The sequence below is a fragment of the Streptomyces sp. NPDC004721 genome (assembly GCF_053601495.1).
The window spans coordinates 95,823-116,985 of sequence record NZ_JBSGBZ010000002.1 but is presented as its reverse complement, the minus strand read 5'-3'; the positions used below and the strand labels follow the sequence as shown (position 1 = coordinate 116,985).

At 71.7% G+C, this 21,163-nt stretch carries 21 protein-coding genes; 7 read left to right on the top strand and 14 right to left on the bottom strand.

What is annotated here, in order from left to right; genetic code table 11:
* Window positions 1-318 carry an ATP-dependent Clp protease adapter ClpS gene (gene clpS / locus ACWEK3_RS02190; protein WP_361415077.1) on the bottom strand — a complete coding sequence of 106 codons (318 nt, stop codon included), beginning with the start codon at window positions 316-318 and terminating at the stop codon, window positions 1-3.
* Between the two features lie 156 nt (window positions 319-474).
* Between clpS and ACWEK3_RS02185 the strand changes: the two genes are divergently transcribed.
* Both ACWEK3_RS02185 and ACWEK3_RS02180 read left to right on the top strand, forming a co-directional pair.
* A complete protein-coding gene (locus ACWEK3_RS02185; RefSeq protein ID WP_450544547.1) occupies window positions 475-1,821 on the top strand; it encodes a nicotinate phosphoribosyltransferase in 1,347 nt (448 codons plus the stop codon).
* A gap of 133 nt (window positions 1,822-1,954) precedes the next feature.
* Window positions 1,955-2,542, top strand: a complete 588-nt coding sequence (locus tag ACWEK3_RS02180; protein ID WP_388723504.1) for an isochorismatase family protein — start codon at window positions 1,955-1,957, stop codon at window positions 2,540-2,542.
* A 141-nt stretch (window positions 2,543-2,683) separates the two neighbouring features.
* Here ACWEK3_RS02180 and ACWEK3_RS02175 read toward each other — a convergent pair whose 3' ends face one another.
* Both ACWEK3_RS02175 and ACWEK3_RS02170 read right to left on the bottom strand, forming a co-directional pair.
* Window positions 2,684-3,022 (bottom strand): hypothetical protein, encoded by a 339-nt coding sequence (locus tag ACWEK3_RS02175; RefSeq protein WP_365427236.1) that lies wholly within the window; start codon window positions 3,020-3,022, stop codon window positions 2,684-2,686.
* A gap of 121 nt (window positions 3,023-3,143) precedes the next feature.
* The gene (locus ACWEK3_RS02170) at window positions 3,144-5,492 is read right to left on the bottom strand and encodes an immune inhibitor A domain-containing protein (RefSeq protein ID WP_450544550.1); all 2,349 of its coding nucleotides are present in this window, start codon (window positions 5,490-5,492) and stop codon (window positions 3,144-3,146) included.
* A gap of 462 nt (window positions 5,493-5,954) precedes the next feature.
* Between ACWEK3_RS02170 and ACWEK3_RS02165 the strand changes: the two genes are divergently transcribed.
* Complete coding sequence (locus ACWEK3_RS02165) at window positions 5,955-6,248, top strand: hypothetical protein (RefSeq protein ID WP_450544552.1); 294 nt, start codon at window positions 5,955-5,957, stop codon at window positions 6,246-6,248.
* A 44-nt stretch (window positions 6,249-6,292) separates the two neighbouring features.
* Here ACWEK3_RS02165 and ACWEK3_RS02160 read toward each other — a convergent pair whose 3' ends face one another.
* Complete coding sequence (locus ACWEK3_RS02160; protein ID WP_453248688.1) at window positions 6,293-7,153, bottom strand: RDD family protein; 861 nt, start codon at window positions 7,151-7,153, stop codon at window positions 6,293-6,295.
* Window positions 7,154-7,262: 109 nt separating this feature from the next.
* Window positions 7,263-8,822, bottom strand: coding sequence for an RDD family protein (locus ACWEK3_RS02155; RefSeq protein WP_453248687.1), 1,560 nt, complete (start codon window positions 8,820-8,822; stop codon window positions 7,263-7,265).
* Window positions 8,823-9,063: 241 nt separating this feature from the next.
* On the opposite strand from ACWEK3_RS02155, the gene ACWEK3_RS02150 reads away from it, so the two are divergent.
* Window positions 9,064-9,480: an SsgA family sporulation/cell division regulator gene (locus ACWEK3_RS02150; RefSeq protein WP_453248686.1), complete on the top strand. Its 417-nt coding sequence runs from the start codon at window positions 9,064-9,066 to the stop codon at window positions 9,478-9,480.
* Window positions 9,481-9,491: 11 nt separating this feature from the next.
* Here ACWEK3_RS02150 and ACWEK3_RS02145 read toward each other — a convergent pair whose 3' ends face one another.
* Together ACWEK3_RS02145 and hppD are read right to left on the bottom strand one after the other, a co-directional pair.
* Window positions 9,492-10,898 (bottom strand): FAD-binding oxidoreductase, encoded by a 1,407-nt coding sequence (locus ACWEK3_RS02145; RefSeq protein WP_453248685.1) that lies wholly within the window; start codon window positions 10,896-10,898, stop codon window positions 9,492-9,494.
* 180 nt (window positions 10,899-11,078) lie between these two features.
* The gene (hppD, locus tag ACWEK3_RS02140; RefSeq protein ID WP_450544561.1) at window positions 11,079-12,227 is read right to left on the bottom strand and encodes a 4-hydroxyphenylpyruvate dioxygenase; all 1,149 of its coding nucleotides are present in this window, start codon (window positions 12,225-12,227) and stop codon (window positions 11,079-11,081) included.
* 125 nt (window positions 12,228-12,352) lie between these two features.
* Here hppD and ACWEK3_RS02135 point away from each other — a divergent pair, with 125 nt between their 5' ends.
* The 3 genes from ACWEK3_RS02135 (at window position 12,353) to ACWEK3_RS02125 (ending at window position 13,687) form a co-directional block, all read left to right on the top strand.
* Window positions 12,353-12,823, top strand: a complete 471-nt coding sequence (locus ACWEK3_RS02135) for an Lrp/AsnC family transcriptional regulator (protein WP_365436992.1) — start codon at window positions 12,353-12,355, stop codon at window positions 12,821-12,823.
* An 85-nt stretch (window positions 12,824-12,908) separates the two neighbouring features.
* Window positions 12,909-13,493 carry an ArsR/SmtB family transcription factor gene (locus ACWEK3_RS02130; protein WP_450544563.1) on the top strand — a complete coding sequence of 195 codons (585 nt, stop codon included), beginning with the start codon at window positions 12,909-12,911 and terminating at the stop codon, window positions 13,491-13,493.
* Window positions 13,494-13,504: 11 nt separating this feature from the next.
* Window positions 13,505-13,687, top strand: a complete 183-nt coding sequence (locus ACWEK3_RS02125) for a hypothetical protein (protein ID WP_361415051.1) — start codon at window positions 13,505-13,507, stop codon at window positions 13,685-13,687.
* Window positions 13,688-13,754: 67 nt separating this feature from the next.
* On the opposite strand, the gene ACWEK3_RS02120 is transcribed toward ACWEK3_RS02125, so the two are convergent.
* From ACWEK3_RS02120 to ACWEK3_RS02090, 7 genes are all read right to left on the bottom strand, one after another.
* Window positions 13,755-14,546 carry a S16 family serine protease gene (locus ACWEK3_RS02120; RefSeq protein ID WP_450544565.1) on the bottom strand — a complete coding sequence of 264 codons (792 nt, stop codon included), beginning with the start codon at window positions 14,544-14,546 and terminating at the stop codon, window positions 13,755-13,757.
* Window positions 14,547-15,477: 931 nt separating this feature from the next.
* Window positions 15,478-16,119 (bottom strand): IclR family transcriptional regulator, encoded by a 642-nt coding sequence (locus ACWEK3_RS02115; RefSeq protein WP_450544567.1) that lies wholly within the window; start codon window positions 16,117-16,119, stop codon window positions 15,478-15,480.
* Between the two features lie 322 nt (window positions 16,120-16,441).
* Complete coding sequence (locus ACWEK3_RS02110; RefSeq protein ID WP_450544569.1) at window positions 16,442-18,241, bottom strand: DEAD/DEAH box helicase; 1,800 nt, start codon at window positions 18,239-18,241, stop codon at window positions 16,442-16,444.
* 118 nt (window positions 18,242-18,359) lie between these two features.
* Window positions 18,360-18,749: a type II toxin-antitoxin system death-on-curing family toxin gene (locus ACWEK3_RS02105; RefSeq protein WP_453248684.1), complete on the bottom strand. Its 390-nt coding sequence runs from the start codon at window positions 18,747-18,749 to the stop codon at window positions 18,360-18,362.
* Window positions 18,746-18,946, bottom strand: coding sequence for a ribbon-helix-helix protein, CopG family (locus tag ACWEK3_RS02100; RefSeq protein WP_159767990.1), 201 nt, complete (start codon window positions 18,944-18,946; stop codon window positions 18,746-18,748). Before ACWEK3_RS02100 ends, ACWEK3_RS02105 begins: the two co-directional genes overlap by 4 nt.
* 41 nt (window positions 18,947-18,987) lie before the next feature.
* The gene (locus tag ACWEK3_RS02095) at window positions 18,988-20,454 is read right to left on the bottom strand and encodes an MFS transporter (RefSeq protein ID WP_453248683.1); all 1,467 of its coding nucleotides are present in this window, start codon (window positions 20,452-20,454) and stop codon (window positions 18,988-18,990) included.
* A gap of 93 nt (window positions 20,455-20,547) precedes the next feature.
* The gene (locus ACWEK3_RS02090; protein WP_450544575.1) at window positions 20,548-21,156 is read right to left on the bottom strand and encodes an SUKH-4 family immunity protein; all 609 of its coding nucleotides are present in this window, start codon (window positions 21,154-21,156) and stop codon (window positions 20,548-20,550) included.
* Between the last annotated feature and the right edge of the window lie 7 nt (window positions 21,157-21,163).

Here is a 21,163-nt window from a genome sequence, read left to right as displayed (position 1 = left end):
CTACTTCCGGTCCTGCTGGAGGGTGGCCCACAGACCATAGCCGTGCATGGCCTGAACGTCCCGTTCCATCTCCTCACGGGTCCCGCTGGAGACGATCGCCCGGCCTTTGTGGTGGACGTCGAGCATGAGCTTGGTGGCCTTGTCCTTGGAGTAGCCGAAGTACGTCTGGAAGACGTACGTCACATAGCTCATGAGATTGACGGGGTCGTTGTGGACGATCGTCACCCAGGGCATGTCGGGTTCGGGTACGGCAAAGACCTCCTCCGCCGACTCGGTCTTCTCGATCTCGATGGGTGCGGCTGCCGTCACACGGCCCATGCTGCCACCCCGAGGGGGTACTCGCATAAACGGAGGGCAAAATCGTCAGTCTGACGAAATGGGAGTACGATTCTTCGCCAGGCATCATCCGGGGGCGGTCCCCGGACCCCCGGCCGGCGCCGGGGGCACCCGCACGACATGTCTAGGAGAGCTTCGGTGGGCGTTGCGGACCTTGGGCTGCCGGTGGACGTTCCCTCGACGGCTCTGTTCACCGATCACTACGAGCTGACGATGCTCCAGGCCGCTCTGAAGGCCGGGACAGCCGGGCGGCGCAGCGTCTTCGAGGTCTTCACCCGACGACTGCCCGACGGGCGCCGCTACGGGGTCGTGGGCGGCACCGGGCGAGTGCTGGACGCGGTGGAGAACTTCCGCTTCGACGCGGGCGTCCTCGGCTTCCTGCGCGAGCGCCGGGTGGTGGACGAGCCGACCCTGGAATGGCTCGCCGACTACCGGTTCGGCGGGGACGTCTGGGGCTACCCCGAGGGCGAGGTGTACTTCCCGGGCTCGCCGATCATGCGGGTGGAGGGGTCCTTCGGCGAGTGCGTCCTGCTGGAGACCGTGATCCTGTCGATCCTCAACCACGACTCGGCGATCGCGGCCGCAGCATCCCGGATGGCCTCGGCCGCCGGCGGCCGGCCGCTGATCGAGATGGGCGCCCGCCGCACCCACGAGCTGGCCGCGGTCGCCGCCTCCCGGGCCGCCTACCTCGGCGGCTTCACCTCCACGTCCGACCTGGCCGCCGGCTTCCGCTACAACATCCCGACGGTGGGTACCTCCGCCCACGCCTTCACCCTGCTGCACGACAGCGAGCGGGACGCCTTCCAGGCGCAGGTGGATTCGCTCGGCCGGGGCACCACGCTGCTGGTGGACACCTACGACGTGACCGAGGCGGTCCGTACGGCCGTCGAGATCGCCGGGCCCGAGCTGGGCTCGGTGCGCATCGACTCCGGCGACCTGCTGCTGGTCGCGCACCGGGTACGCCAGCAGCTCGACGAGCTGGGCGCCCGGGACACGAAGATCATCGTCACCTCGGACCTGGACGAGTACGCCATCGCCTCGCTGGCGGCGGCGCCCGTGGACGCCTACGGCGTCGGCACCCAGCTGGTCACCGGCTCCGGCCACCCGACGGCGTCCATGGTCTACAAGCTGGTCGCGCGCGCCGAGACCGGCGACGCCGGGGCGCCGCTGGTGCCGGTGGCGAAGAAGTCCACCGGCGGCAAGACCTCCATCGGCGGCCGCAAGTGGGCGGCGCGCCGACTGGACGCGCACGGGGTCGCGGAGGCGGAGGTCGTGGGCACCGGTCCGGTGCCGGACCGGCTGGCCGGACGGCAGCTCCTGGTGGAGCTGGTCAAGGGTGGCGAGGTGGTCGCCCGCGAGCCGCTGGACGCCGCCCGGGACCGGCACGCGGCCGCTCGCGCCAACCTGCCGCTGTCGGCGACCCAGCTCTCCCGAGGGGAACCCGTCCTTCCGACGGAGTACGTCCACACAGGCTCGGGTAGCTAAAGCGCGTGCCCCCGCTTCGGTACGCCCCCGAAAGTCCCCTCCCGTCCGAGTGGCGGAGCCGCCGGGACCGTGGCCTCACGACCGGAACCGCGCCCCCTCCGCCCGCCGATCCGACAACCGAAGGACACCGACCATGCGCCGCGCCTTGATCGTCGTCGATGTTCAGAACGACTTCTGCGAGGGGGGCAGCCTCGCGGTGGCCGGGGGCGCCGACGTCGCCGCCGCGATCACCGAGCTCATCGGGCAGGCTCCCGCGGGCTACCGGCACGTGGTGGCGACCCGGGACCACCACATCGCGCCCGGGGGCCATTTCGCCGACAACCCCGACTTCGTCCGTTCCTGGCCCGCGCACTGCGTCGCGGGCACGGAGGGCGTGGGCTTCCACCCGAACTTCGCCCCCGTCGTCGCCTCCGGAGCCGTCGACGCGGTCTTCGACAAGGGCGCCTACTCGGCGGCCTACAGCGGCTTCGAGGGCACCGACGAGAACGGCGAGCCGCTGGCCGACTGGCTCAGGGCCCGGCACATCGACGAGGTGGACGTGGTCGGGATCGCCACGGACCACTGCGTGCGCGCCACCGCGCTGGACGCCGTGCGGGAGGGCTTCCGCACCCAGGTGCTGCTGGACCTCACCGCCGGGGTGGCCCAGGCGACCACCGAACGGGCACTGGAGGAGCTGCGGCAGGCAGGCGTGGAACTCCTGGGCAAGCCGGTCGTCGCCTAGTGCTTCTCGTTTGGATCACGCCGGGCTCGCGGGCCCGGACGTGTGGGAGCCGGTCCGAGCCGGTCCGCGCCCGACCGCGCCTCTCCAGGTCCCGTCCGGGCCCTGTCCGGGACGGGCTGTCGCGGCGCCTGCCGGTGACTGTCACGACGCCTGCCGGTGTGCGGCTGGTCTGCGCAGCAGGGCTCTGATCGGGTGCCACAGCTCCGGGGCGCCCACGGTGTCACCCGGTGACGTGCGCCATATCAGGCCGTCGGGGTGGTGCAGGACCGCGGTGACCTCGTCCGGGGTCGGCGGGGCCGCGTTGCCCCGCAGGTAGACCGCGCGCAGGCCCAGGTTGCGCAGCCGGGTCAGGGCCCGGGCGCGGTTGTGCGCGTGGACGAGGACGCGCACGCCGCCGGTGCCGTCGAGGGTGGGGCTGGGCAGGTTCAGCGCCACCACCACGGTGCCGTTCGGCAGCTTGCAGAAACCTCCTGCGGCCATGCGGTCACTCCCCCGTTCCGGTCGGTGTCAATAAGCGGGTCACAGGACGCACCTAAACACGATCGGCGACAACCCGCCAGGGGGTTGCCGCCGATGTGCGCTTGACCTGCGTAAACGATGATTACTTCAGCGCGCTGCCGATCTCGATCTCGATCGTGGAGCCGTCCTCGGCCTCCTTGGTGATCTTGATCTTGGTGTTGGTGTCAGTGATCTTGACACCGCCGGCCGGGTTCGCCGGGTCGTAGTAGGTGTTGGCGCGGTCGTTGAAGACCGACACCCCCTTCGACGACTTGATCTTGGTCGCGACGCCCGCCTTGTGCAGCGTGATGCCGTCCGTGCCGTACAGGCTGAACGTCGAGTCGTAGGTCTGGATGCGGTTGCGCATCAGCGTGCCGTCGGACCACCGCAGCGCGTCGGGGTGCGAGTCGACCGGGAGGATCCGGCCGGTGCCCGGGTGCTTGCTGGTGTTGTTGTCGGCCTGGGAGGTGTCCCACTTCCAGATCAACAGGCCGTTCTGGTACGGGAAGTGCTCGACCCAGTCCGGACGGTCGGCGAAGCCGAAGTTGTACGGGCCGGTCTCCAGCGTGGTGTCGTACGACACGTACTGACGGTTCTCGGCGATGTAGTACTGCTTGTAGTCCTTGGTGAAGGACGCGCCGATGCGGGAGAAGCCGTTCGCCGTCCACGCCGGGTCCGCGCTCTCGGCGTCGTCCGCGAAGACCACCGAGCCGTCAGCGGTCAGCGTGATCCGGTCGGCGGTGAAGCCCTTCAGCGCCACCCCACCGTCGGTCTGGTAGCGGAAGCGGAGCTGGATCTTCTGGCCCGCGTAGGCGTCCAGGGAGTACGACAGCTTCTTCCAGCCGTCGACCGAGCCGTGCAGGGCCGGGTTGCCGCTGCCGTCGCGCGGGATCGGCTGCCCGTTCACCGTGCCGTCCAGGGCGGTGTAGTTGGCGCCGCCGTCGGTGGAGACCTCGGTGTAGAGGAAGTCGTAGTTGGCCTCGATGTCGTACCAGCCGTCAAGGGTGAGGGCGGCCGACTTCTTGCCAGTGAGGTCCACGGACCGGGTCAGGGTGTTCTTCAGGTTGTTGGCGCTGCCGCTCCACCACTGCATGGCACCCTGGGCCGGGGCGACGATCGTCGTGGTGACCGCCTTGTCGGGCAGGGAGACCACCACGGCCTGCCGGTGCTTGGTGTTGTACTCGGACAGGCCCAGCTTGTGCGCGGAGCTCACACCGGCCTTGGCGGTGTCGTAGTTGAGCCAGCCGAGCTGGAGCTTGTCCCAGGCGTTCATGTCGCCGGGCAGGTCGCCGATGGCTTCCTTGCCGCGGCCGAGCCAGGAACCGGAGGACATCAGCGTCCAGAAGCCGGTGGAGTTCTCGCCGCCGGCGGTGTCGTACTCGTCCGGCAGGCCGAGGTCGTGGCCGTACTCGTGGGCGTAGACGCCGAGGCCGCCGTTCTCCGGCTGGATGGTGTAGTCGCCGACCCAGATGCCGGTGTCGCCGATCTGCGCGCCGCCGAGCTTGTTGTACTCGGGGCCGGTGGCGCCGGCGTCGGTGCCGAAGGCGTACCAGCGGTGCGCCCAGATCGCGTCGGTGCCCTGGGCGCCGCCGCCGGCGGACTCGTCCTCACCGGCGTGCACGATCTGGAAGTGGTCGATGTAGCCGTCGGGCTCGTTGAAGTTGCCGTTGCCGTTGTAGTCGTAGCGGTCCCACTGGTCGTACTGGGCCAGGTCCGCCTTGATCTGGGCGTCGGTCCGGCCGGCCGCCTTCTGCTGGGCGACCCAGGCGTTCACTCCGTCGCTGACGATGTTCCACACGCTCGGGCAGTTGGTGGAGCCGCACGCGTTGTTGCCGTAACGGGCTTCGTTCCAGGGCACCTTGACCCAGTCGGAGACCTCGCCGTCGACCGAGTAGCGGCCCGAGGACTGGGTCTCGTAGTACTTCTTCACCGACTCGGTGTTCTTGCCGGTGCCGAAGTACAGGTCCTGGAAGTGCTGCTGGTTGTAGTCCTTCTGCCAGGCCGTGGAGTTGTCCTTCTTGCGGTCCGGCGCGGCGATCTCGTTGTGCAGCGGGCCGGGGGTGCCGCCGTACTTCGGGTCCGTCTTGTCGCCGAACTCGACCAGGATGGTGAAGATCTTGTCGGTCTTCTCCCGGCCCAGCTCGACGTACTTGGTGTCGCCCTTCTTGCCCTTGAGCTCCACGACCTTGGAGCCCTGGCGGTCCTGGACCTTGGTCTTGCCGGCGATGACCTGGCTCAGGGCCTCCTGGCGCTGGGCCTTCTGGGTCTTGCTCAGCGGGCCGTCCAGGTCGTGCGAGTGCTGCTCCACCGGCTGCGGGTCGTGCCGGGTCACGGAAGCGGAGTCGGCCGTCGTCGCGGCCTCCGCCATGGCGAACGTCGAGAACGTGGCGGTGGCCGCCGCGAGCGCGACACCGATCGCGGTCGTTCTGAACGTCCAGCGTCTACTGGTCACTTGTGGTCCTCCCCTGCCGCGTCCGTGCGCGCGGAAGGGGGGTCATGGGCCATGGAAAGGTCCGCGCACGATGAACGCGTGTAGTCAAGTGACGTCATTCGACTAGACGTTCGCAAGAAAAAACAGACCTTGACTTGAACCCGTCAAGTGCACTATGCGGAGCGGGTGTTCGGTTTACGGACACGGGTGTACCAGGGCCGAACGGCCCCGACGGGCGCGTGCGCCGGTCCACTCCGTGGACCGCATGACTCCGTGCGCCCCCCGTGCACCGGCACCACGGGTTAGGTCGTGCTTACCAACGGTTCCACTCGGGCAAACAGGCGAATAGAGTCGATCGGCGGACCGCCGGGAAACCGGTGGAATGCCAGGCCGACACCGTGTCACACCTACAGATCCCTGTCCGCACCCTCCCCCGCAGCGAGAGGCACGGAGGGAGACCGCCACTTCCGAGGACCGATTGCCATGCCTCGTCCCACTGCCGCACAGCTCGCCTACGGTTCCTGCACCGTGATCTTCTCGACGCTCGCCATGCTGCTGCTGTCCCGGACGACTTCGGGCCTGGGGATCGTGGTCATCGCCCTCGCGGCCCTCGCGCTGGGGCTCCTGGTCGCCATGACGGTCCCGATGCCGAAGGCGCACACGGCCGAGCAGGCCGGCGCCCGGCAGGCACGGGCCCAGACGCGGGTGCGGGCGCGGACGCACCGGGAGCCCGTCACGGCCGGAGTCGAGCCCGTACGGGGGCCGACGGCCTCCTGACCTCCTCCGGCTTTCGCCGGCCTCCTCGCCGCCCCGGGCCGGGGTCAACCGGTGCTGACCACCACCGTCTTGGCCACCTTGTCGTGCAGGCCCTGCTTGTAGGGGCGGTCGAAGAAGCTCCAGCCGCCGCTGATCGCCAGCCACAGGCAGGCGCAGCAGAACCAGAAGGGCACCCAGAGCACCGCCGCGCGTGCCAGCGCGGTCGGGACGGACGGGGTGGAGCCGTCGTCGAGGTTGGCCACCCGCATGCCCAGCCACTTCTTGCCCAGGGTCTGCCCGTATTTGGAGATCATGAAGGTGTCGTAGGCCACGTAGAGCACCACGCCGACCACCGACTGCGCCACGGACTTGCCGACCTGCACGTTCTCGGCGTTGACCGCGTACTCGTTGACCCGCAGGCCCCAGGTGATCAGGGTGACGACGATGCCGACCAGGACCAGGTCGACGATCCGGGCGAGGGTGCGTTTGCCGCTGTCGGCGAGCGGGGGCATGCCGGCGAGCGGGTCACCGCCGTAGGGACCGCCGCCCTGCCCGGCTCCGCCGTAGGGGCCGCCACCGCCGTAGCCGCCGCCCTGCGGACCGTAAGGCCCTCCGCCGCCCTGCGGACCACCGCCGTACGGCCCACCGCCCGGGGGCCCGCCGCCGGGCGGTGGTTGCTCTCCGGGCGGCGGAGGCTGCTCTCCGGGGGGCGGGGGCATGCCTGCTGACGGGTCGTCGGAGTACGGGGAGCCGCCGGACCGTCCGCCTTCCTGGCCGCCGCCCCACGCGCCGCTGCCCTGCCCGCCGCCGCCCTGCCCGTCGTCGCTCCGCGCGTTCCCGCCCCACGGACCCTCGCCGTGGGGTGGTCGCCGTCCCCCGGGGGAAGGGGGCCGCGGTCCGGAGCCGGGGGGCGGTTCGGTACTCATGCGCCGAGTGGATCGCGAGCCCGCCCGCCTCGCATCCGGTGCGCGGCCGTACGGATGAGACCGGCACGGATGAGACCGGCGCGGGTACGGAGCCGCCCCGCCGGCCTCGTCAGCCCGCCACGAAGGTGTGCGCCGCCTTGTCGTGCCAGCACTGGCGCCACGGCCGGTCGAACAGGCACCACGCCATGCCCACCAGACCGATGCCGAGGAGCCCCGGGACACCCCAGACGAGCCAGCGGCGCAGGGCCGGGCCGAACGACGGGGGCTCGTGGCCCTCGATGTCCCGCACCTCCAGGCCGCACAGCTTCTTGCCCAGGGTGCGGCCCCACTTGGCGGTGGGCAGCACCTCGTAGACCACGCCGAAGAGCAGCAGGACGGCGAGGACGACGCCGAGGTACGTCCCCGTGGTGCCGTCCAGGAGCCAGACCGTCACCGTGCGGCCCGAGAGCCGGGCCTCTTCGATCTTGCCGTTGACGTGGTCAATCGCCTTGGTGCCGAGCGGTACGGCGGCCACGGCGGTGACGCACCCGAGGACGACCGAGTCGACGATCCGGGCGGCCAGCCGCTTGCCGAGGCCGGCGGGCCGGGCCGCCGCCTGCCGCCGCGCCGCCGCCTGGAACGGGTCCTCGACCGGCGGCTTCCAGGGCGTTACGGGCTGCTGCTCACCCGACCCGGCGAGCCGGTGCACCTGCTGCGCCCAGGAGGACTGCCCACCACCGGCACCACTGGTCAGCGGCGTCGCGGTGGGCGCGCCGGGGCCCTGCGGTCCACCCGGCTGAGGGGGCGGGGCCGACGGGGAGGACATCGGGGGCGCGGCCGGGGCGGAAGCCTGTGCGGCGGCACCACCGGCCCGGGATCCGGCCTGGCCCGGCGCCTGCGCGACTGCCGCCCGCGCGGCGGCGGCCTTTCCGGCCCCGAAACCGGGACCGCCGGCACCTCTCGCGGCGGGCCCTCCGGCGGCGGGGGCCCCGGCCGCCCCGGCGCCGCCCGGGGAGCCGGCGCCACCGGACAGGCCCGGCCCGCCGGAGCCGGACGCGGCCTCGGAGGCGGGCGAGCCCTGCCCGGGAAGGCCCGGCACGCCTGCCCCCGGAGTCGAGGGAGGCACCGCGCGGAAGGTCATCGTGCCCTCGTCGACGGGCGTGCCCGGTCCCGGAACGCCGGGGACGGCGTCACCCGGGGTCCCGGGAGCGCCACCCGTCGTGGGGCGGCGGAAGACGAACGTGCCGTCGGAGCGGCCCCCGTCCCGGGCCTGATCCGCGTCGGCCGGTGCGGGGTCCGCCGTGTGGGCCACCCTCGGGTCGGCCGCGGCCGGGGCGCCCCAGGAGACGCGGCGGTCCTGCTCGCCGCCGAAGCCGGACTGCCGGTTGCGGTCGGCGCCCCACGCCGACGCCGGTTCGGGCCGGCCGCCCTGCGGTGCCGCGGCGGGATTCGGGTCGGCGACGGGGTCCTCGTCGAAGAAGTGCGGTCCCGTCTCCTCCACCGCCGGGACCGCCGCGGTGTGCACGCCGGGCGGCGGTCCGAGCGGCTCGCCGTCGGTCGGTGCCGGGCGGCTGGTGCCCGGCACCCAGGCGGCTCCGTTCCAGTACCGGACGTAGCCAGGGATGGACGGGTCCGGGTAGTAGCCTTCGCGGGGCCTGTCGTCACCGGGTGCCGGGGTTGGGGCGCTCATGTCCGTCGTCCCGTATCTGCTCGGAGGTCGTCTTGAGGGCCTCCACATCTATCAGACCGGGGCAGCCGACACCGCCGGTCCGGCCGGACCCACTCCTTTCCGGGCAACCTCGTACACATACTTCACGATCGCGCGAGATCCGGATCGAAAAAGTTCGGACAACCCGCGTAATGCCCGGCGTCCACCGCCCTCTCCCTTCCCACGGGCCCACCGAGGGGCCCGTGGGAGAGGGGAGAGAACCATGCGGCACATCGTGGTGGTGGAGCGCGAACTGGAGCTGAGACTGATCCTGTCGCCCGAGTGCGGCATCCCCGTCCCGGCACGGCTCTCCTACCGCACCGACGACCCGTACGCCGTGCACGTCGTCTTCCACGTCGACTCCGAGCACCCCGTGCACTGGACGTTCGCCCGGGAACTGCTCGTGGAGGGGGTGTTCCGGCCGTGCGGGGAAGGGGACGTGCGGGTGTGGCCGTCGAAGGCGTTCGGCCGCAGCGTGGTCCTGCTGGCGCTGAGCGCGCCCGCCGGCGAGGCCCTGCTGGAGGCGTCCGCCGCGCTGGTGTCGGCCTGGCTGGAGCGCACGCTGCGCCTGGTGCCGCCGGGCAGCGAGGGCGAGCAGCTCGGCATCGACGACGAGTTGGCCGGACTGCTCGCCCAGTGAGCGCGGGGGCGTCAGAACAGCTTGCCGGGGTTGAGGATGCCCAGCGGGTCGAAGGCCTGCTTGATCGCCCGCTGCATCTCGACCCCCACCGGGCCGATCTCGCGCGCCAGCCACTCCTTCTTCAGCACGCCCACGCCGTGCTCGCCGGTGATGGTGCCGCCGAGTTCGAGGCCGAGGGCCATGATCTCGTCGAAGGACTCGCGGGCGCGCCGCGACTCGTCGGGGTCCTGCGCGTCGAAGCAGACGGTCGGATGGGTGTTGCCGTCGCCCGCGTGCGCGCAGACCCCGATGGTGAGTTGGTACTTCTCGGCGATGCGTTCGATGCCGTCGAGCATCTCGCCGAGCCGGGAGCGGGGCACGCACACGTCGTCGATCATCGTCGTGCCCTTGACCGCCTCCAGCGCGGTGAGCGACAGCCGCCGTGCCTGCAACAGCATCTCGGACTCGGCGGCGTCGTCGGCGGGGACCACCTGGGTGGCGCCGGCCGCTTCGCACAGCGCGCCGACCGCGGCGAGGTCGGCGGCCGGGTCCGGCGTGTCGAACGCGGCCAGCAGCAGCGCCTCGGTGGTCTCCGGCAGGCCCATGCGGGCGAGGTCGTTGACGGCCTTCACCGTCGTACGGTCCATGAGTTCGAGCAGGGAGGGCACATGTCCGCCCGCCATGATCCGGCACACGGCGTCGCAGGCGGTGGCCGCGGAGTCGAACTCGGCGGCCAGCACGAGTTGTTGCGGCGGCTGCGGCCTGAGCGCCAGAACGGCCCGCACGACGATGCCGAGCGAGCCCTCGGACCCGACGAACAGGCGCGTCAGGTCGTACCCGGCGACGCCCTTGGCCGTGCGGCGGCCGGTGGACATCAGCCGCCCGTCGGCCAGCACGACGTCCAGGCCGAGCACGTACTCGGCGGTGACCCCGTACTTCACGCAGCACAGACCGCCGGAGGCGGTGCCGATGTTGCCGCCGATGGTGCACATCTCCCAACTGGAGGGGTCCGGCGGGTAGTACAGGCCGTGCTCGTTGACCGCGCGGGAGAGCGCGGCGTTCACGACGCCCGGCTCGACGACCGCGACCCGGTCGACCGGGCTGATCTCCAGGATGCGGTCCATCTTGGTCAGGGACAGCACGATGCAGCCGTCGGAGGCGTTGGCCGCGCCGGACAGGCCGGTGCGGGCGCCCTGCGGTACGACCGGGACACGTAGTTCGGTGGCGGTGCGCATGACGTGCTGGACCTGTTCCACCGTGCGCGGCAGGACGACGACGGCCGGGGCGCCGGACGGGCAGAAGCTGGCCATGTCGTTGGCGTAGGAGGCTGTGACATCGGGATCGATGAGGACAGCCTCGGCCGGCAGGCCCGTGAGGAGCCGATCGGTGAGGTTGCCCTGGGCTTCGTCGGGTGCGGCTTCAATGCGGCTCACGATCACAGCGTCGCACCCGGGGCCAACCGTGTGAACCCCGCCGGACCCGCCCCTCGGCCTGCCGGGTGACGGTCGCCGCCCTGACGCCCCGGTCCGGTGAGCGGTGCGACGGCGGCCCGCCCGCCGCGCGGGTGTCGCGGCGGGCGGGGTGCCCGTGGACGCGGGGCCCGTGGGCGGCAGACGGGTTCAGAGGTTCCCGCGGCGCTCCTGCTCGCGCTCGATCGCCTCGAACAGGGCCTTGAAGTTGCCCTTGCCGAAGCCCATCGAGCCGTGCCGTTCGATGAGCTCGAAGAAGACGGTCGGGCGGTCCTGGACCGGCTTGGTGAAGATCTGCAGCAGGTAGCCGTCCTCGTCGCGGTCGGCGAGGATCTTCAGCTCGCGCAGGGTCTCCAGGGGCACGCGGGTGTCGCCGACCCACTGGCCGAGGGTGTCGTAGTAGGAGTCGGGCGTGTCCAGGAACTCGACACCGGCGGCGCGCATCGTGCGTACGGTCTGCACGATGTCGTTGGTGTTGAGCGCGATGTGCTGGACGCCGGCGCCGCCGTAGAACTCCAGGTACTCGTCGATCTGGGACTTCTTCTTGGCGACGGCGGGCTCGTTGATCGGGAACTTGACCTTGAGCGTGCCGTCGGCCACGACCTTCGACATCAGCGCGCTGTACTCGGTGGCGATGTCGTCGCCCACGAACTCCTTCATGTTCGTGAAGCCCATGACCTTGTTGTAGAACTCCACCCACTCGTTCATACGGCCGAGTTCGACGTTGCCGACGCAGTGGTCGACGGCCTGGAAGACGCGCTGGGCGGGCGACTCGACGATGGGCTTCGCGGCCACGTAGCCGGGCAGGTACGGACCCTCGTAGCCGGTCCGCTCGACCAGGGTGTGGCGGGTCTGGCCGTAGGTGGCGATCGCGGCGAGGACGACCGTGCCGTGCTCGTCCTTCAGCTCGTAGGGCTCGGTCACCGAGCGGGCACCGTGTTCGATGGCGTACGTGTACGCGGCGCGCGCGTCCGGGACCTCGATGGCGAGGTCGATGACGCCGTCGCCGTGCTCGGCCACGTGCCGGGCGAGGAAGGTGCCCCAGTCGGTGGCGGGCTTGACCACCGAGGTGAACACGAACCGGGCGGAGCCGCTCTCCAGGACGTAGCTCGCGGTCTCGCGGCTGCCGTTCTCCGGTCCGGAGTAGGCGACCAGCTTCATGCCGAAGGCGGTGGAGTAGTAGTGCGCCGCCTGCTTGGCGTTGCCCACGGCGAAGACGACCGCGTCCATTCCCTTGACCGGGAAGGGGTCGGCCTGCCGGGCGGTCGCGTCGGGAGTGAGGTGTGTGGTCTGCGTCATAGCGGAAGCGTCACCCGGTCTCGCAAGGTGCGCAATAGTTCGCACATTCACTGGGCAATGTGCTCGGTGAAGGCGGCGGGCCTTCAGACTTTCTGTACAGGATGACCATTGGGGAGGCGGGACGCGTGGCGATCGATCATCTGGACGGCCGCATCATCGTGCTGCTGGCGCGCGAGCCGCGCATCGGCGTGCTGGAGATGTCACGGCGGCTGGGGGTGGCGCGAGGGACGGTCCAGGCGCGCCTTGACCGCCTTCAGGCGCGCGGGGTGATCCGCGGTTTCGGCCCGGAGGTGGACCCGGCAGCGCTCGGCTATCCGGTCACGGCGTTCGCGACGCTCCAGATCCGGCAGGGGCAGGGCCCGGACGTACGCGCCCATCTGGCGACCGTGCCGGAGGTGCTGGAGCTGCACACCACGACCGGCACCGGCGACATGCTGTGCCGCCTGGTCGCCCGCTCCAACGCCGATCTCCAGCGCGTGATCGACCGCGTGGTGGGGTTCGAGGGCATCGACCGGGCGTCGACGGCGATCGTCATGGAGAACCCGGTGCCGCTGCGGATCATCCCGCTGGTGGAGCAGGCGGCGGAGGAGGAGTGACCGGGGCGGCGGCTGGGCGACCGGCCTAGGGCGAGTTACAAAGAACTCGTTGCAAGGGACTCTTTGCAACGCTATCTTTGTACGCATGAACGAGCCCAGGGAATGGCCGGTCCGCCCTCTCGACGCCCGCTCACTGCGAGGCCTCGCCCATCCGCTGCGCATGCGCCTGCTGACCACGCTGCGGCACGGCGGGCCGGCCACCGCCTCCCAACTGGCCGCGAAACTCGGCGAGTCCAGCGGAGCCACCAGTTACCACCTGCGCCAGCTCGCCGCGCACGGGTTCGTCGAGGACGCGCCCGAGCACGGCAAGGGGCGGGAGCGCTGGTGGCGCGCGGCCCACGGGGGAGTGAGCTTCGACGACGCGCTGCTGAAGGACCCCGACCCCGAAGTGCGGGGTGCCGCGGACCTGTTCCTGCACGAGGTCGCGAACCAGCACACTCGGGAGCTGGCGACCTGGGGCGGCACCAGGACCGACTGGCCCGAGGCCTGGCGTCGCGCCTCGGACATGAGCGACTGGACACTGCGTCTCACGCCGGCGCTCGCCCTCGACCTCATCGAGAAGATGCACGAACTCGTGGAAAGCTACCGGGCCCTGGCCCCCGAGGACGGCACCGCGGACACCGAGCAGGTGCGCGTCCACACGCACGTCTTCCCCACCCACACGGACTGAGAGGCCGCCCCATGCATGCCGAGACCCATCTCGTACTGCACCGCACCCGCGCCACCGAGTTCCGGGCCGAGGCCGACGCGTACCGGCTGGCCGCCCGGACCGACGGGCCCGGCGCCCTGCGCACCCGGCTGGGCTGGACCCTCGTGGAGCTCGGCCTGCGTCTGGCCGCGCCGAGGACGGCTCCCGCCCTGTAGGACGGGGTGGAGGGCCGGGCCTAGTGCTGTGGCCGGAAAGGTTGCCGGAACCTTTCCGGTCGCAGCACTAGCAGCTCGGGACCGTGTCCAGGCCCTTGTCCAGGACCAGCAGGGCGTTGACCGCGCTCTTGAGGGTGGTCACCGGGACCAGGCGCAGACCCTTGGGGAGTTCGGACTTGGCGTCGGCGCACTCGGCCTCGGGGACCAGGAAGACGGTGGCGCCGTCCCGGCGGGCGGCCTGGGTCTTGAGGGCCACGCCGCCGACCGCGCCGACCGTGCCGTCGGCGTTGATGGTGCCCGTACCGGCGATGGTGCGGCCGCCCGTGAGGTCTCCGCCGTTTCCGTTGCCGTGGAGCTTGTCGACGATGCCGAGGGAGAACAGCAGGCCCGCACTGGGGCCGCCGACGTCGGCGAGCTTCAGCGTGACCTTGACCTTCTTGTCGCTGATGCCGAGGTACTTCAGGGCGGCCTGCGTGGCCGCGTCCTGGGACTGCCGCATCTGCTCCGCGTTGTGCTGCTCGATCTCCTTGACGCTGTTGCCGCTCGGGTAGACCGCGTCGCGCGGCATGACCGCCCGGTCGGTGGCGAACCAGCCGTCGATCACGTCCCCCAGCGAGACGTTCGCGTCCGGGCCGGTGGCCTCGATGGTCGTCATACGGAGCTGGCCGCTCGTGCTGCGGATGGGCGCGCCGGAGATGGTGATGACCTGGGTGCCCTTGTTCTCCCCAAGCACGTTCGCCGTCATCCCGGGCTGGGCCACCGAGAACGGCAGCGGCGCGAACACCGCCGTGGCGATCAGAGCCGCGACGGGCACCGCGCAGACGGCGAGGGCCTGGGAACGTGTGAGACGAGAGAGCACGGGATCAATCTATCCCCCGAACGACATCCGGCCACCCGACAGCCGTTCCCGGCCCCCAGGCGACGGTCGCACCGCCGACGGCCAGGACGGGGGTGGGCTCGACGGCACGGCACGGGTGGGCTCAGCGCACGGCACGAGTGGCCTCGGCAGCACGGCACGAGGTGCACCCGCCGCCACAGGGACAGCGAGAAGTAGCCGCCCCCACGGCACGAAGGGCGCCCGCCGCCACAGCACGACGTAAGCCGCCGCCAATGCACGCGGTACCCCCGCCGACACGGCACGAGATAAGCCGCTGCCACAACACGAAGTGCACCCGTCGGCACGGCACGACGTGGCCGCCGGCACAGCCCGAGGTGGGCGGCCGGGACAGCACGGGGCGACCTCCCGGGACGGCACGAGGTGGGCCGCCATCGCGGCACGAAGTGTGCCGCTGGCACAGCACGAGGTGGTCCGCCGGGACAGGACGGGGTGAGCCGCCGGGACAGCACAGGGTGGACCGCCACCGCGCGGCACGAGACGGGCCGCCGCCAATGCACGCGGTGCGCCCGCCGGCACAGCACGAGGTGGTCCGCCAGGACAGGACGGGGCGAGCCGCCGGGACGGCACGAGGTGGGCCGCCACCGCGGCACGAAGTGTGCCGCCGGCACAGCACGAGGTGGTCCGCCGGGACAGGACGGGGTGAGCCGCCGGGACAGCACAGGGTGGACCGCCACCGCGCGGCACGAGACGGGCCGCCGCCAATGCACGCGGTGCGCCCGCCGGCACAGCACGAGGTGGTCCGCCGGGACAGGACGGGGCGAGCCGCCGGGACAGCACGAGGTGGGCCGCCACCGCGGCACGAAGTGTGCCGCTGGCACCCCACGCGGTGCGCCCGCCACCACCGCACGGCGTAGGCCGCCGGCGCGGGGCCAGGCAGACCCCGCGGTAGCGGTTAGCGGAGGGCTTCCGCCACCTCGCGGGCCGCGTGTACGACGCGTGGGCCTACCCGTTCCGGTACGGAGTCCGCCAGCATGACGACCCCGACGCTGCCCTCGAGGCCCGTGACGCCGAGCAGCGGGGCCGCCGCCCCGCAGGCCCCGGCCTCCAGTTCGCCGTGGGTCAGGGTGCAGCCGGGGTCCACGGCCGGCTGCCGGCGGGCCGCGAGTATCGCCTTGCCCGCGGCGCCCCGTTCCAGGGCGTGCCGGAAACCGGCCCGGTAGGCCACGTGGTAGTCGGTCCACGTCGGTTCGACCACGGCGACGGCCAGCGCCTCCGTGCCGTCCACCAGCGTCAGATGCGCGGTCGCCCCGATGTCCTCGGCCAGCGACCGCAGCGCGGGCAGCGCCGCCTCCCGTACCAGCGGATGCACCTGGCGGCCCAGCCGCAGCACTCCCAGCCCGACCCGGGCGCGGCCGCCCAGGTCACGGCGGACGAGCGTGTGCTGCTCCAGGGTGGCGAGCAGCCTGTACACCACGGTCCGGTTGACGCCCAGTTTGTGCGACAGCTCGGTGACGGTCAGCCCGTGGTCCGTTTCGGCCAGCAGTTTGAGGACTCTCAGTCCCCGGTCGAGCGTCTGGGAGGTCTCCGCGGTCACGACGCCCACTCCTTAGTGGTGAGGTCGGCGGCCCTCTTCGCGTCGGGCACGTCACCGGGTCCCGTCGGTGACGTGCCGCAGAGGCCGCCGATCGGCCGGCGGTCCGGGCCGCCCCGGACTGAAGTCGCTTCACGGCTGCGCTCCGCGGCGGCCCTGCCACGGTGCGTCGGCGTAGCGGGACATTAGCGAAGCCGGTTCGCTGAGCGGAAGCCTCCGTCCAGAATCCGGTCACCGTCCGGTACGGAGTGCGGTGTTCCTCCCGATACGTACTCCGGCGGTGCCGTCGGACCACGCATCAGGAACGCGCGGTGGCACCCCCGTGTCACTTCATCCGCGTCGCCCACTCCTGCACCTTGGCGATGCGCTGGCTCAACTGACCCGCCGTCGCCTCGGCGCTGGGCGGGCCGCCGCACACCCGGCGCAGCTCGGTGTGGACGACCCCGTGCGGCTTGCCGCTCTGGTGGACGTACGCGCCGACCATCGTGTTGAGCTGTCGGCGCAGCTCCATCAGCTCCTTGTGGGACACCACCGGCCGCCGGTCGGCGGGCAGTTCGAGGAGGTCGGCCTCGGTGTCGGGCCGCTTGCGGCTGTGCGCGATCTGCCGGGCCTGCCGCTTCTGCAGCAGCATCTGCACCTGTTCGGGTTCGAGCAGGCCCGGGATGCCGAGGTAGTCCTGCTCCTCCTCGCTGCCCGGGTGGGCCTGCATGCCGAACTCGGCGCCGTCGTAAAGGACCCGGTCGAAGACGGCGTCGGACTCCAGCGCCTCGAAGGGCAGCATGTCCTGCTCGCCGGTGTCCTCGTCCTGCTCCCGGTTCGCCTCGTCCATCTCCTTCTCGGACTCGGCGTACGGGTCCTCCTCGCCGTCCTTCTTCGGCTTGTCGAGGGCGTGGTCGCGCTCGACCTCCATCTCGTTGGCGAAGGTCAGCAGGTCCGGGACGGTCGGCAGGAACACGGAGGCGGTCTCGCCCCGCCTGCGGGACCGTACGAAACGGCCCACGGCCTGGGCGAAGAAGAGCGGGGTGGAGATGGTGGTGGCGTACACCCCGACCGCGAGCCGGGGCACGTCGACGCCCTCGGACACCATGCGGACGGCGACCATCCAGCGGTCGTCGCCGCCGCTGAAGTCGTCGATCCGGTTCGAGGCGCCGGCGTCGTCGGAGAGGACGAGTGTCGCGCTGCTGCCCGTGATCTCGCGGATCAGCTTGGCGTAGGCGCGGGCGGAGTCCTGGTCGGAGGCGATGACCAGGGCGCCGGCGTCCGGGATGGCCTTGCGGACCTCGGTCAGCCGCTGGTCGGCGGCGCGCAGCACGGCCGGCATCCACTCGCCGCGCGGGTCGAGCGCGGTGCGCCAGGCCTGGCTGACGGCGTCCTTGGTCATCGGCTCGCCCAGCTTGGCCGCGATCTCGTCGCCCGCCTTCGTGCGCCAGCGCATGTTGCCGCTGTAGGAGAGGAAGATGACGGGCCGGACGACGCCGTCGGAGAGGGCGGAGCCGTAGCCGTAGGTGTAGTCGGCGGCCGAACGCCGGATACCGGCCCCGTCCTCCTCGTACGTGACGAACGGGATGGGGTTGGTGTCGGAGCGGAACGGCGTACCGGTGAGGGCGAGCCGGCGGGTCGCGGGCTCGAAGGCCTCCAGGCACGCCTCGCCCCACGACTTGGAGTCGCCGGCGTGGTGGATCTCGTCGAGGATGACGAGGGTCTTGCGCTGCTCGACGCGGTTGCGGTGCAGCATGGGGCGCACGCCGACACCGGCGTACGTCACGGCGACGCCGTGGTACGACTTGCCGAGCGGGCCCGCGCTGTACTCCGGGTCGAGTTTGATCCCTATCCGTGCGGCGGCCTCCGCCCACTGCTTCTTCAGGTGCTCGGTGGGCGCGACCACGGTCACCTGCTGGACGACGTGGTGGTGCAGCAGCCAGGAGGCCAGGGTCAGCGCGAAGGTCGTCTTTCCGGCGCCGGGGGTGGCCACCGCCAGGAAGTCGCGGGGCTGGGTCTGGACGTACTTCTCCATCGCGGCCTGCTGCCAGGCGCGCAGCTTCCCGGCGGTACCCCAGGGGGCGCGACCGGGGAAGGCGGGCGAGAGGTGATGCGAGTGGGACGAGCTGGCGGCGGTGGTAGTCACGGTCTCCGGTTCGCTGTGCTGGGGGGCTCGGCTACGTATGACGACCGGGCCACCCTACCGGCGGCCCGCCGGTGTCAACGCGCCGACGGCACGGCGTCACCCGGGGATGGGACTGAGGTCACATCTCTCGCTCCGCGAGCTCCCGCAGCGCCTCACCGATCACCTTGACTTCTTCGAGAGCGCCCGTCGCCACGCCGATGACCAGGCGCTCGGCGGCGTCGATGTCCGGGCGCAGCTGCACGTTGTTCAGCGCCAGGAAGACGACGCAGGACGTCCAGGCCGTGCGCTTGTTCCCATCCATGAAGGGACGGTTGATGGCCAGCGACTGCAGGAGTGCCGCCGCCTTGTCGTACAGGTCGGTGTACGCCTCCTGCCCGAACATCGAAGCTGACGGCCGGTGCACCGCCGACTCCAGCAGGCCCGCGTCACGCACGACGACTTTCTGATCGTCCACGGCGAGTTCGGCGATGGCCAGGACGCCCTCGGCCGACAGATAGATGCACGTCACTTCAGCCGCTCCAGGAGCTCTGCCCACTTGGCGGTCTGCTCCTTGGCCGCCTTGCGGACCAGCGCCTCGTGCGCCGTCCTGGCCAGGTAGTCGTCCACGGCCCTCAGCACTATCGCGTGCATGCTGACGCCCTCCTCCTCGGCACGCAGCTTCAGAGCTTCCGTCTGGTCGTCACGGAGACGCAGGTTCATGGCCATACCAGAACAGTACCAACGAGGTGGGGTCAAAGTGGTACCAGTCAGGAGTGAACCCGCAGCCGCCGCGTCACCCACACCCCCGCCAGGGCCACCGCCGCCATCGGCAGGAACACCACCGCGAACGCCGCCGGGTGGGAGGCGGAGGTCGTCGCGGTCGTGTGGGCCACCGTGCCGCCGCCGAGCGCGGCGAAGGCGGCGCCGCCCGCGGCGAGCAGGACGACGTTGGAGAGGGCGTCGGAGATCTGCAGGGCCGCGGAGTTGGTGCCGGCCTCCTCAGGGGCGGACAACCGCAGCAGCAGCACGCTGGTGGAGGCGATGACCAGGCCCATGCCGAAGCAGCCGAAGGCCCAGGCCACGGCGACCGTCCAGACCGGGACGGCCTCGATCAGCACACTGGGCGCGGCGGCGATGGCCGCGGCCACCAGCACCATCCCGAGGGTCATCAGCCGCTCCCGGTGCTGCGCCATCCGCGGCCGCGACTGCACCCATGAGCCCAGCGCCCAGGTGACCCCGCCCGCCGCGAGGGAGAACCCGGCGAGCGTCGGGGACAGCCCCCGCTGGGTGACGAGCATCAGCGGCACGAAGGACTCGGCGGCGATGAACGAGCCCGCCGCGACCCCACGCAGCAGCACCACGGACGGCAGTCCGCGCGCCGCCCGGTACGTGCCGCGCGGCAGCAGCCCCCGCACGGCCGGGACCAGCAGCGCGGCCCCCGCCACTCCGGGCAGCAGCGACAGCCAGCGCAGGTCCTGGGCCGCGTACTGCAGCAGCCCGGCGCCCAGGGAGATGCCGAGGGCGAGCCGGATGCGGCGCAGGTCGAAGGAGGACCGCTCAGCGCCCTCCCCCGCACTCTCCCCCACCGGGCCGCCCGCCCGCCGCCGTATCTGCGGCAGGGCGATGGCCAGCGGGAACACCACGAGCACCGGGATGCCGACGAACACCCAGCGCCAGCCCAGGTGTTCCGTCACGGCGCCCGAGGCGAGCGGGCCGACGATCGACGGGACCACCCAGGCCGCGGCGAACGCCGCCATGATCGACGGGCGCAGCCGCTCGGGGTAGGCCCGGCCGACGACGACGTACAGGGCGACGATCACCAGGCCGCCGCCGAGTCCCTGCACGGCCCGCCCCGCGATGAACACCCACATCGTGCTCGCCGTTCCCGCCAGCAGCAGCCCGGCCACGAACGAGCCGATCCCCGCGGTCAGCGGTGCCAGGGGGCCCCGGCGGTCCGACCACTGCCCGGAGAGGACCATCCCGAACAGGCTGGTGGTGAAGAACCCGGAGAACGCGAACGCGTACAGCGACACCCCGTCCAGTTCCCGCGCCGCGACGGGCATCGCCGTACCGACGGCGGTCGCCTCGAAGGCGATCAGCAGGACGACGGAGACGATCCCGATGCTCAGCGCCCGGTGGTTGCGGCTCAGCACGGTGTCGGTCGCCACGTCGTGGGGACCGGATCTGTCAGAGATGTCCGCGACCTCGGTGTCGCGTGGTTCCAGGGCGCTCATGGTCGCCAGCGTAAGGTGCGCAGCCCACTTTGGCCCCTGTCGGGAGTCGGCCCGTGGCCGGGACCTTGGTCGTAGGCCGTGCGACCGAGCGGTTCAGCGGCGGGCGGCCCGGCGGCGCAGGAGCCAGAGGGTGAAGGCGAGGGTGGAGACGTCCTTGGTGAGGGGGGCCGGGGCGGCTTCGGGGCCGGTCCAGGTGAGGACCGCGCCGGTGGTGCCGTCGACCAGCAGGCTGCTGCCGCCGGCGAAGCGTCCGAGGCGTATCAACTGGTGTGCGCGGGCGGGGAGTTCGTCCGGCCAGAAGTCGTCGGGGCACTCGTCGGCGCAGAACTCGGCGAGCGTCGGCAGGGGTACGTCGGTGTCGGACTGGAGGAGTACGCCGTCCTCGGGCAGGCCCGTGTCGCGCAGGAAGCGGCGGGTGGGCTCGTGGGTGAGCGTGGCGGGGAAGTCGACTTCCTCGTAGCGCGCGATCCGGCCGTGGCCGAACTCACGGTGCAGCAGGCGGGCGCGCAGGTCGAGGGTCAGCCCGGAGGCGGTGCCGGGCCTCACGGCCGGCACCGCCGGGCGGACACGGGCCGCCGGACGGGTGGGAGCCGCCGCCGGGCGGAACGCGAACTCGCCGTACCCGCGGCGCAGATCGCGGCGCAGATCGCGGCCCGCCTCGGGCAGGGTGATCACCCTGACAACGGTGTCGGTCGTGCTCATCGCTCCC

Coding starts and splice junctions, on each gene's coding strand:
- clpS (WP_361415077.1), bottom strand. CDS start 318: ATGGGCCGTGTGACGGCAGCCGCACCCATCGAGATCGAGAAGACCGAG.
- ACWEK3_RS02180 (WP_388723504.1), top strand. CDS start 1,955: ATGCGCCGCGCCTTGATCGTCGTCGATGTTCAGAACGACTTCTGCGAG.
- ACWEK3_RS02175 (WP_365427236.1), bottom strand. CDS start 3,022: ATGGCCGCAGGAGGTTTCTGCAAGCTGCCGAACGGCACCGTGGTGGTG.
- ACWEK3_RS02165 (WP_450544552.1), top strand. CDS start 5,955: ATGCCTCGTCCCACTGCCGCACAGCTCGCCTACGGTTCCTGCACCGTG.
- ACWEK3_RS02160 (WP_453248688.1), bottom strand. CDS start 7,153: ATGAGTACCGAACCGCCCCCCGGCTCCGGACCGCGGCCCCCTTCCCCC.
- ACWEK3_RS02155 (WP_453248687.1), bottom strand. CDS start 8,822: ATGAGCGCCCCAACCCCGGCACCCGGTGACGACAGGCCCCGCGAAGGC.
- ACWEK3_RS02150 (WP_453248686.1), top strand. CDS start 9,064: ATGCGGCACATCGTGGTGGTGGAGCGCGAACTGGAGCTGAGACTGATC.
- hppD (WP_450544561.1), bottom strand. CDS start 12,227: ATGACGCAGACCACACACCTCACTCCCGACGCGACCGCCCGGCAGGCC.
- ACWEK3_RS02130 (WP_450544563.1), top strand. CDS start 12,909: ATGAACGAGCCCAGGGAATGGCCGGTCCGCCCTCTCGACGCCCGCTCA.
- ACWEK3_RS02125 (WP_361415051.1), top strand. CDS start 13,505: ATGCATGCCGAGACCCATCTCGTACTGCACCGCACCCGCGCCACCGAG.
- ACWEK3_RS02100 (WP_159767990.1), bottom strand. CDS start 18,946: ATGGCCATGAACCTGCGTCTCCGTGACGACCAGACGGAAGCTCTGAAG.
- ACWEK3_RS02095 (WP_453248683.1), bottom strand. CDS start 20,454: ATGAGCGCCCTGGAACCACGCGACACCGAGGTCGCGGACATCTCTGAC.
- ACWEK3_RS02090 (WP_450544575.1), bottom strand. CDS start 21,156: ATGAGCACGACCGACACCGTTGTCAGGGTGATCACCCTGCCCGAGGCG.